Origin of the sequence: Roseivirga sp. UBA1976, assembly GCF_002336325.1 — a bacterium.
GTDB lineage: Bacteria > Bacteroidota > Bacteroidia > Cytophagales > Cyclobacteriaceae > Roseivirga > Roseivirga thermotolerans.
The window spans coordinates 1-8,462 of record NZ_DDDQ01000084.1 but is presented as its reverse complement, the minus strand read 5'-3'; the positions used below and the strand labels follow the sequence as shown (position 1 = coordinate 8,462).

Below are 8,462 nucleotides of genomic sequence, written 5' to 3'. Positions count from 1 at the left end.
GCCATTAACATGAATAGAAGAAGAAGGCTTACTATGTAATTTCTTTTGAGCATTAGCCGCCTACTCTTTTTGCTCTATATCCATTGCTCTGAAGAAGCTCCAAAACCTTATCTCGAAAATCTCCCTGAATAAGTATTTCACCATCTTTGGCCGTGCCTCCAACACCGCACTTCGATTTCAGCATCTTGCCCAGCTCTTTCAAATCTTCATCTGTACCTACAAAACCTTCAACCAGAGTTACCTGCTTACCTCCTCGGCTTTTCTTGTCGAGCATCACTTTTAGGTTTTGCTCAGCCGGAGCAAGTGTTTCTTCTTCAAAACCTCCTTCATATTCATAGGCAAAGTCCTGATTGGTTGAATAAACCACTCCGCTTCTCCCCTTATCTCTTTTGTTCTTCCTAGACATGCTTCGAAATTAGTTATTCATTGCCTTAAAGTGAAAAAAGAAACCGGAAATCGAGCTACTTTTGAGCCCTACTCCGGTTTCTGAAGTATGCTTTCATAAAGCTGTTCCTATTTCTTCATAGAAAGGGTCATTACCGGTATGGTGGCATGGTTTACCAGGTCTTCAGCAATACTTCCGGTGAGCAGGTGCAAGAGTCCTGTTCGGCCATGAGTGGCTATGGCTACCATACACTCTCCAAGGTCTTCAGCAAAATAAAGTATACCATCTTCTTCTGTCACCTCATTATAAATGTTGGTAGTGCAATTAAGAAGCCCATGCTGCTCTTTAAACCGGGCGAACTCCTTATTGAGCTGCCGCTGAGTGTAAAAGTGATTGGGTGTATTTACCTTGAGCAAGTGCAACCGGGCTCCTGTAAACGACTGAACAGTTTTTATATGAGGAATAAATGCAGACTGATCGGTAGACAAATTGGTGGCATACACTATGTTTTTGATGTCTTTAAGGCTTACCTCATTTTTTACAGTTATTACAGGGCACTTGGCATAGCGCACTACTTTTTCTGTATTGGAGCCTATGAGTATTTCGTCTAACCCACTGGAGCCTTTGGTTCCCATTATGAGTAAATCGGCTTTATAGTCGGCTATCAGATTGGAAATACTTTCGTAGGGGCTTCCCATTTCTAAAACGGTTTCAACCGTAAGTCCTTTGAGTGCCTCTTGAGCGGCCGCTTCCTTTAAATGTTTTTTCTGTATTTCAATAAGCTTATTAATAAAGAATGCTTCTTCGCCAACAGGCTCAGAGGCTTCTCCCATGGTGTTGAAGGCAAAGCTGCGTGTACCCTCAATAACATTGAGCAAGACAATTCGGGCTTTCGAATGTCGGGCCATCTCAGCTGCCAGCTTTGTGGCATTGGTAGCTTGTTCCGAAAAATCTGTAGGTACTAGTATAGTTTTCATGATTGCTTTGTTTCGTTTTCTGTTAGAATCAAGTTGATCATTATTTCCTTAGAAAATAATGATTTTGATCATAAAGCCAAGAATTCTAGGGCTGTTCGCAAAGCTCAATGGCCTGTCCTTTAACCAGCTTGGGGCTGATGTAAGGAATACCCAAGTTGAGACCACGCACAATGAGTAATAGCGCCACCAGAACTATAAATCGGGGGATCCAACGCCTGACCATGGATTGGTTTAACGATCGGAGCGAACGACCCATCCAGGCCGCGGCAATCATCATTGGCAGTGTACCCAGTCCAAAAGAAATCATGTAGAGCATTCCGCCTTGCACTGAGCCCATAGACAATGAGGCTATAAGTGCCATGTATACCAAACCGCAGGGCAGCAAGCCATTATAGAAGCCCAAAAGAGCATTGGTCTTTGCGGTATTTCCGTTCATGAGCCGGCTCAATGATGCTTTAACTCTCAATAAAAGGCGAGACAATGGCTTTAGCCTAAAACCACTAGGAATTCGCCCTTTGTTAATGAGCAAAAAGAACAATAAGAAAACTCCGGTAATAATGGAAAGGTGCTGCTGAAACCCCATAAGCCTAACCGAGTGCCCTGCCAAGCCAAACAAACTACCCAGCAAAGAATAGGTAATAATTCGGCCGAAGTTGTAGCTGAGGCGGAGCTTCCACCAGTGGAACCGACTGCCGGCCCTAACCGGCATTGCCCAAACAATGGGTGCGCACATGCCCAAACAGTGCAGGCTACCAAATAAGCCAAACAAAAAGCCTGTCCACAGCATCAGCATTAGATCACAAAATCAATTTCCTGATAGTATTCCTTTTGGCCATCGGTCCACAACAACTGCAGTTTCCAGGCTCCGCTAACAAAAGATGCCACATCGACCTCCCAGGTATTTTCACTGCCTAGTTTAAGCTCAATCTCTTTATCATGCCTGGCATTGCTGGCTCTGTAGAATTTAACTTTGCCACCGGTAATCTGTTTGGCCAACTGCTCGGGAAAGCGCAACTGCACTTTAAGGTTTTGACGGTCGACAATAAATTCAGGCCCGGCTTCTAAACGGTTGGCATTTCGCATGCGAACTATTTGATCTTCGTAGGCCAATTCCTGTTCGTAGTAATTATCGGCCACCAAGCTAAACTCTGTATTCATGCTGATGTAAGCCATGGAGAATATTCCGGCTATAAAACACACAAAGGCCAATACGATTCTGTTTCCCCAATTCATTTTTCTAGTGTTACAGGTCCTAAGAAATTAGTATTTACTTCATCAATCAGTTGTTCACCCATCCATAACTGAATGGAGAGTTCTGTTTTAGTGGTTTTGAGTTGTTCTTGCGGAAGCTTAATAATAAATACACGGTCTAACTTTGCCTTAGCGGGCAAAATCAAAGTTTCTTCTCCTACCACTTCAACAAGCCCTCGTGGTTGATCTTTTAACCGGACAGACAGCTCTATATCCTCAGCGGTTTTATTTACCAATTGTATGTTGTAGATGTTCTGAATGTGGCCATCTTCTAGTTTTTGGTACATCATACCGGGCATTCTCAGCACAGTAGCCTCTACCTCCGACCTGCCAGACACAAACACTACCAGCAGGGTAACTAAAAGTAGAAGCACTCCTGTATATCCGGCCACACGGGGCGTAAACATGCGCTGTCTACCCTCTACAATGGCGGTATAAGAAGTAGGCCGAATAAGCCCTCTGGGCTTACCCAATTTTGTCATCACATCATCGCAGGCATCTATGCATGCGGTGCAGTTCACACATTCCAGTTGGGTTCCGTTGCGAATGTCTATGCCTGTGGGGCACACATGCACACAGAGCTTACAGTCTATGCAATCTCCTTTCTCGGTTCGTTGTTCATTTCGTTTGAGTTTACCCCTGGGCTCTCCGCGCAACCAATCGTACATCACGGCCATGGAGTCTTTGACCAAAAGCACTCCCTGTAAACGGCCATAAGGACAAATAGCCACGCAGGCCTGTTCGCGCAAAAAGGCGAAAACAGCATAGAAAACGGCACTAAAAGCTATGAGTCCTACGAACCCTGCCCAGTGCTCTGAAGGTGGCCGACTTACGATTTCCTTCACCTGCTCAATGCCGATGAGATAGGCCATGGCGGTGTGGCCAATGAGTATGGCAATGAGTGAGAAAATGAGATGTTTGGCCAGTCTCTTTCGAATTTTATAGCCTGTCCAGGGCATTTTTTTCAGCTTTCGCTGCTGGGCCGCGTCACCATCTATCCAGTATTCAATTTTTCTGAATACCATTTCCATAAACAGGGTTTGCGGACAGGCCCAGCCGCACCATACCCGACCAAAAACTACGGTAAAGAGGATGATGAAAACAAAGAAGCTGATAGCTATTAAGGCTAGAATAAAGAAGTCTTGTGGCCAAAAGACGGCTCCGAGAATTGAAAACTTGCGCTCAAAAACATTGAGTAATAAGAAAGGTTCCCCACCTATTTTTATGAAGGGACCGGCAAAGAGTATGGTGAGAAGAATTACACTCACCACCATTCTCTTATTATGGTAGCTACCTTTGGGCTTTTTGGGGTAAACCCATACACGCTTACCTTTTTCATCTACCGTGGCAATAGTGTCCCGGTACTGGTCATCGTAAGTATAGAGGTCCTTTATTTTATCTTGCTCCATCGGTATTATTTTTTAGTCTCCTGAGACACTGCGGCTGGCCACTTCAAAACGCACTCGTCATTCCCATGAAACCGGGAAACCTCGCTTAAGCCCGTGTTAATCTGGTGAGATTCCCGATCAAGTCGGGAATGACGCAGCCCATTACATTTTTGTGACTGTCTCACGATCAATTAATTCTCCGGCTCATACAGTTCTCCATCCGGAGGCAGGGCTCCTGGAGGGTTTGTGCCTTGCAGGGAGAGTACATACGAGGCTACATTTCTCATGCGCAAGGGGTTGAGCTGTCCCTCCCAAGAAATCATGGCGGTGTTGGGAACTCCGTTTTTGATCACTTTGTACACATCGGTTATGCTTCCTCCATTCCTCCAGTATTTATCCGTGAGGTTGGGTCCTGCCAGTCCACCACCATCGGCCTTATGACAAATGCTGCATTGTTGCTCAAAGAACTTCTGTCCATCAGCCAGCTCGGCCGGATCATCGGTTACGGTTACTGTATTTTCATCGAAGTCAATAACTAAATCGGCTTCCTTATTGGCTTTGAGTGCCTCAGCAGCGGCAATTTCTAACTCGTATTCTTCGTCTTGCAGAGGCGCTGTTTTAAATACATGAAACACCAGGAGATATATTACCGAGTAGACTATGGTTACATAGAACAAACCCTTCCACCATGGCGGTAAATGATTGTCTAGCTCTTTAATACCGTCATAATCATGATCGAGCAAAAGCTCTTCCTCTTCTTCCATAGGTTGAAAAGCGTTCCATTTAGCCCATAACTTAGCCCACCAAGATGGCTGGGTTTTCTGCTCTTCCGTCATTTCCTTTTTAATGAAAATCTTGAGCAATTGGAGCACATAAATGGCAACCAGCAGAACCAGTATTGAAACCACGAATACCAGTCCGAGGGTAATATAGAGCATCGATTCCTGGCTCAAGGCAGAGTTTGAGCTTTGTGCATAGGTTTTTGTACCGAGTAGCATAAGACCAGCTACCAAAAGCACAGCGGTTTTTCGTTTAAAATGGGTGATTATGCTCATAGTTGTAGGCTTTTTTTCGGAGACTCAATTTCTGTTTCTGCACCATCGGCCAGAGGCAACTCTTGCATATGCTCTACATAGTCTTTGCGCATTTTCCACACATAGGCGATTAGCCCAATAAAGAATACAAAGAAGATAATGAGCGAAATGATGGGCCATATCTCTACGTTGTGTACTTGCTCGAAATAATATTTGAACATGGCTTATTTGTTTTCGGTTGATTCTGCTTTAATGTCGGTTCCGAGTCTCTGTAGGTAAGCAATGAGTGCTATTATTTCTGAAGACTCGGTAATTTTAACCTCGTTCAGGGCTTCATAAGACTGCAGCGAGCCGCTGGGGTCTTCTTCAAGGTCTTTTAATATTTGGGTGGCCTGCTCTTTGAGTTCTGCATTGGCCACCTTCTCGTAGCCTTCTTCATATGGCACACCCACAGTACGTAGGGCTTTAATCTTACCGGCTGTAAGTTCCGGATCAATGCTTTGAGTATATAACCACGGATAGGGGGGCATTATGGAGCCCGGTGAGGTAGAGGTTGGGTCTACCATGTGGTTGAAATGCCAGGTATTGTTGTAGGCACCTCCTACCCTGTGCAAATCGGGACCCGTTCGCTTCGACCCCCATAAGAACGGATGGTCGTAGACAAACTCTCCGGCCTTAGAGTATTCGCCTTTATACCTTACGGTCTCTGAGCGGAATGGCCTTACCATTTGTGAGTGGCAGTTGTTGCAACCTTCTCTGATGTATATATCCCGACCATGAAGCTCCAATGGAGTGTAAGGCTGAACACTGGCAATGGTGGGTATATTAGATTTAATAAGGAAAGTAGGCACCATTTCTACTACTCCGCCAATGAGTATAGCTACCAACACTAAAACGGTAAAGAACACGGGCTTGCGCTCAAGGCGATTGTGCCAGTAGCCACCCACCACTTTCTTCTTCTCCAGTGCAGGGGCTTCTGCAGCCTCGTTTGCAATAAAACTGCCTTGACGGGCCGTTTTTACCAAGTTTACAGCCATTATAATTACACCGGTAAAGTACAGTAGTCCGCCTATGGCCCTCATCATGTACATGGGCACTATCTGTGTTACCGTTTCCAGAAAATTAGGATACTCCAAAAAGCCTTCCGCATTAAAATTCTTCCACATCAGGCTTTGTACAACTCCGGCCGTATATAGCGGCAAAGCATATACAATAATGCCCAGTGTGCCCAGCCAAAAGTGAACATTAGCGGCTTTGGTAGACCACAGTTTAGTACCCCACATTTTAGGCACCAACCAGTATAGAATACCGAAAATGATAAATCCATTCCAGCCTAAGCCTCCCACGTGCACGTGAGCAATAATCCAATCGGTAAAGTGTGCTATGGCATTAATGTTCTTAATACTAAGCAGGGGTCCTTCAAGCGTGGCCATACCATAGGCCGTTACGGCCACCACCATAAATTTGAGTACCGGGTCTTCGCGCACTCTGTCCCAGGCACCACGCAGGGTGAGCAGTCCGTTGAGCATTCCTCCCCACGAGGGAGCAATGAGCATCACTGAAAATACAGTGCCTAACGACTGGGCCCAATCGGGCAAAGAGGTATAAAGCAAGTGGTGCGGCCCTGCCCATATGTATATAAAAATGAGTGACCAGAAGTGAATAATAGACAGCTTGTATGAATAAACAGGCCGATTGGCTGCCTTGGGTAAATAGTAGTACATAAGCCCCAGAAAGGGAGTGGTGAGAAAAAATGCCACAGCATTATGTCCATACCACCACTGAACCAGGGCATCTTGTACACCCGCATACCACGAGTAGCTTTTTAGAAAGGTGACCGGAATCTCAAACGAGTTGACCACATGGAGCACGGCCACGGTGACGAAGGTGGCTATATAAAACCAAATAGCCACATACATATGTCGCTCTCTTCGTTTAAGAATGGTCCCAATCATATTGATACCGAACACCACCCAAATAAGGGTGATGGCAATATCTATGGGCCATTCTAACTCGGCATATTCTTTAGAGGTGGTATAACCCAGAGGCAAGGTGATGGCTGCTGCCAGAATAATAAGCTGCCAGCCCCAGAAATGAATCCAGCTTAGTAAGTCACTAAACATCCTTGCTTTGAGCAAGCGTTGCATGGAGTAGTACACTCCGGCAAACATGGCATTCCCTACAAAAGCAAAAATGACCGCATTGGTGTGCAGTGGCCTGATTCGGCCGAAGGTTGTGTATTGGATTCCAAAGTTTAATTGTGGTAAAAAGAGCTGGGTGGCTATTAGCAGCCCTACCAGCATACCGATAATTCCAAAGATTACCGTTGCAATAGCAAAGTACTTAACGATTTTGTTGTCATACCTGAATTGTTCGAGTTCCATAGTCACAGCTTGGGTTAATCAATATTTGATTCGAAGGTAGCTGTGTGCGCAGGATTGCAAGCTGACGGTAATTAGCTGAAAAACTGATATAAATCATGTTATTGAAGCAAAGGAAATAACCGACTGTAATCTAACCACATAGGCAATTAAGCAACCTTAAATGTAGACTCTGAAAAAGCCATGAGAACACTGTTTTCGTGCCTGGTTCTGAATGGCGAAACACCGGAGCTCTTTTAGTGAACAAATGACTATCTAACACCCATCATGTAACCATTCAAAATAATTTACTACCTGTCGTATAGTTCTACACAATCAAAGGCTTAGTTCTTACGTTGCTACACATGTTTATTTTTACATTTTTCAACATATAAAAACTCAGAATTATGAAAAAATTGTTTTTAATGGGGTTACTCCTATTCGTTGGGGTCACGGCACAGGCTCAGATTCAAAAAGGCGATGTGCTTTTAAACGGAAATTTGGGGTACACAAAAATTGACGCCATAGGTACTGAAATTTCTAACTTCCTTATCGGTACCCGAGGTGGTTTATTTCTATCGGAGAAAACTAATTTGGGTTTAGTACTTGGTTATAGTAGTTCTAAGAATAATGGAACCAAGAACACTTTGTTTACCTACGGAGCTTATGCCCGATTCTATAAGTCTCTGGCCGACAATTTTTACCTCTTTTACCAGCCTCAGATAGATATGGGAACCGGTGAACTGGGAAACTCTACGGATCAAAGCTCATTTGCTATAAGTTTTAGGCCAGGGCTTTCATATTTTGTTACCGAGAAAGTTGCCCTTGAAAGTACCTTTGGCGACATCTCCTATACCTCGCAAAAGGTAGGAAACTCCGAATCGGACCGATTTAATTTTAACCTGAACCCGAATACACTAACCTTTGGCATATCTCTTTTATTAAGATAACCTGAGTTCGATGTACGAAAAGAACATCATGCCGGAAAAACAGGCCTTAAACTCTCAAAAAGACCTGTTTTATCCGGTATCTCAACAGAGCCTAAATGAGATTGCGGATATTTTCCT

At 44.4% G+C, this 8,462-nt stretch carries 9 protein-coding genes; 1 reads left to right on the top strand and 8 read right to left on the bottom strand.

All coding sequences use genetic code 11. The features are described from left to right. Positions 1–52 precede the first annotated feature (52 nt). From B3763_RS08155 to ccoN, 8 genes are all read right to left on the bottom strand, one after another. Positions 53–406 carry a translation initiation factor gene (locus tag B3763_RS08155; RefSeq protein ID WP_286745570.1) on the bottom strand — a complete coding sequence of 118 codons (354 nt, stop codon included), beginning with the start codon at positions 404–406 and terminating at the stop codon, positions 53–55. Between the two features lie 107 nt (positions 407–513). Continuing rightward, positions 514–1,362 carry a universal stress protein gene (locus B3763_RS08150; RefSeq protein ID WP_286745568.1) on the bottom strand — a complete coding sequence of 283 codons (849 nt, stop codon included), beginning with the start codon at positions 1,360–1,362 and terminating at the stop codon, positions 514–516. A gap of 85 nt (positions 1,363–1,447) precedes the next feature. Beyond that, positions 1,448–2,149 (bottom strand): sulfite exporter TauE/SafE family protein, encoded by a 702-nt coding sequence (locus B3763_RS08145; protein WP_286745572.1) that lies wholly within the window; start codon positions 2,147–2,149, stop codon positions 1,448–1,450. A 5-nt stretch (positions 2,150–2,154) separates the two neighbouring features. After that, positions 2,155–2,595 carry a FixH family protein gene (locus B3763_RS08140; protein WP_286745566.1) on the bottom strand — a complete coding sequence of 147 codons (441 nt, stop codon included), beginning with the start codon at positions 2,593–2,595 and terminating at the stop codon, positions 2,155–2,157. Further along, positions 2,592–4,022: a cytochrome c oxidase accessory protein CcoG gene (gene ccoG, locus B3763_RS08135; protein WP_286745564.1), complete on the bottom strand. Its 1,431-nt coding sequence runs from the start codon at positions 4,020–4,022 to the stop codon at positions 2,592–2,594. The genes B3763_RS08140 and ccoG overlap by 4 nt, the downstream gene beginning before the upstream one ends. A 170-nt stretch (positions 4,023–4,192) precedes the next feature. Then, complete coding sequence (locus B3763_RS08130; protein WP_286745562.1) at positions 4,193–5,056, bottom strand: cbb3-type cytochrome c oxidase N-terminal domain-containing protein; 864 nt, start codon at positions 5,054–5,056, stop codon at positions 4,193–4,195. Continuing rightward, entirely contained in the window at positions 5,053–5,256 is a 204-nt protein-coding gene (locus tag B3763_RS08125; RefSeq protein ID WP_286745559.1) for a cytochrome C oxidase Cbb3, read from the bottom strand. Before B3763_RS08125 ends, B3763_RS08130 begins: the two co-directional genes overlap by 4 nt. Positions 5,257–5,259: 3 nt before the next feature. Further along, positions 5,260–7,419: a cytochrome-c oxidase, cbb3-type subunit I gene (gene ccoN, locus B3763_RS08120; RefSeq protein WP_286745555.1), complete on the bottom strand. Its 2,160-nt coding sequence runs from the start codon at positions 7,417–7,419 to the stop codon at positions 5,260–5,262. Between the two features lie 383 nt (positions 7,420–7,802). Here ccoN and B3763_RS08115 point away from each other — a divergent pair, with 383 nt between their 5' ends. Then, complete coding sequence (locus B3763_RS08115) at positions 7,803–8,345, top strand: outer membrane beta-barrel protein (protein ID WP_286745553.1); 543 nt, start codon at positions 7,803–7,805, stop codon at positions 8,343–8,345. The last annotated feature ends 117 nt before the right edge of the window (positions 8,346–8,462 follow it).

Excerpts from the sequence above, each read along its gene's own strand:
- ccoG (WP_286745564.1), bottom strand. The coding sequence starts at position 4,022 with ATGGAGCAAGATAAAATAAAGGACCTCTATACTTACGATGACCAGTAC.
- B3763_RS08125 (WP_286745559.1), bottom strand. The coding sequence starts at position 5,256 with ATGTTCAAATATTATTTCGAGCAAGTACACAACGTAGAGATATGGCCC.
- B3763_RS08140 (WP_286745566.1), bottom strand. The coding sequence starts at position 2,595 with ATGAATTGGGGAAACAGAATCGTATTGGCCTTTGTGTGTTTTATAGCC.
- B3763_RS08155 (WP_286745570.1), bottom strand. The coding sequence starts at position 406 with ATGTCTAGGAAGAACAAAAGAGATAAGGGGAGAAGCGGAGTGGTTTAT.
- B3763_RS08145 (WP_286745572.1), bottom strand. The coding sequence starts at position 2,149 with ATGCTGTGGACAGGCTTTTTGTTTGGCTTATTTGGTAGCCTGCACTGT.
- ccoN (WP_286745555.1), bottom strand. The coding sequence starts at position 7,419 with ATGGAACTCGAACAATTCAGGTATGACAACAAAATCGTTAAGTACTTT.
- B3763_RS08150 (WP_286745568.1), bottom strand. The coding sequence starts at position 1,362 with ATGAAAACTATACTAGTACCTACAGATTTTTCGGAACAAGCTACCAAT.
- B3763_RS08115 (WP_286745553.1), top strand. The coding sequence starts at position 7,803 with ATGAAAAAATTGTTTTTAATGGGGTTACTCCTATTCGTTGGGGTCACG.
- B3763_RS08130 (WP_286745562.1), bottom strand. The coding sequence starts at position 5,056 with ATGAGCATAATCACCCATTTTAAACGAAAAACCGCTGTGCTTTTGGTA.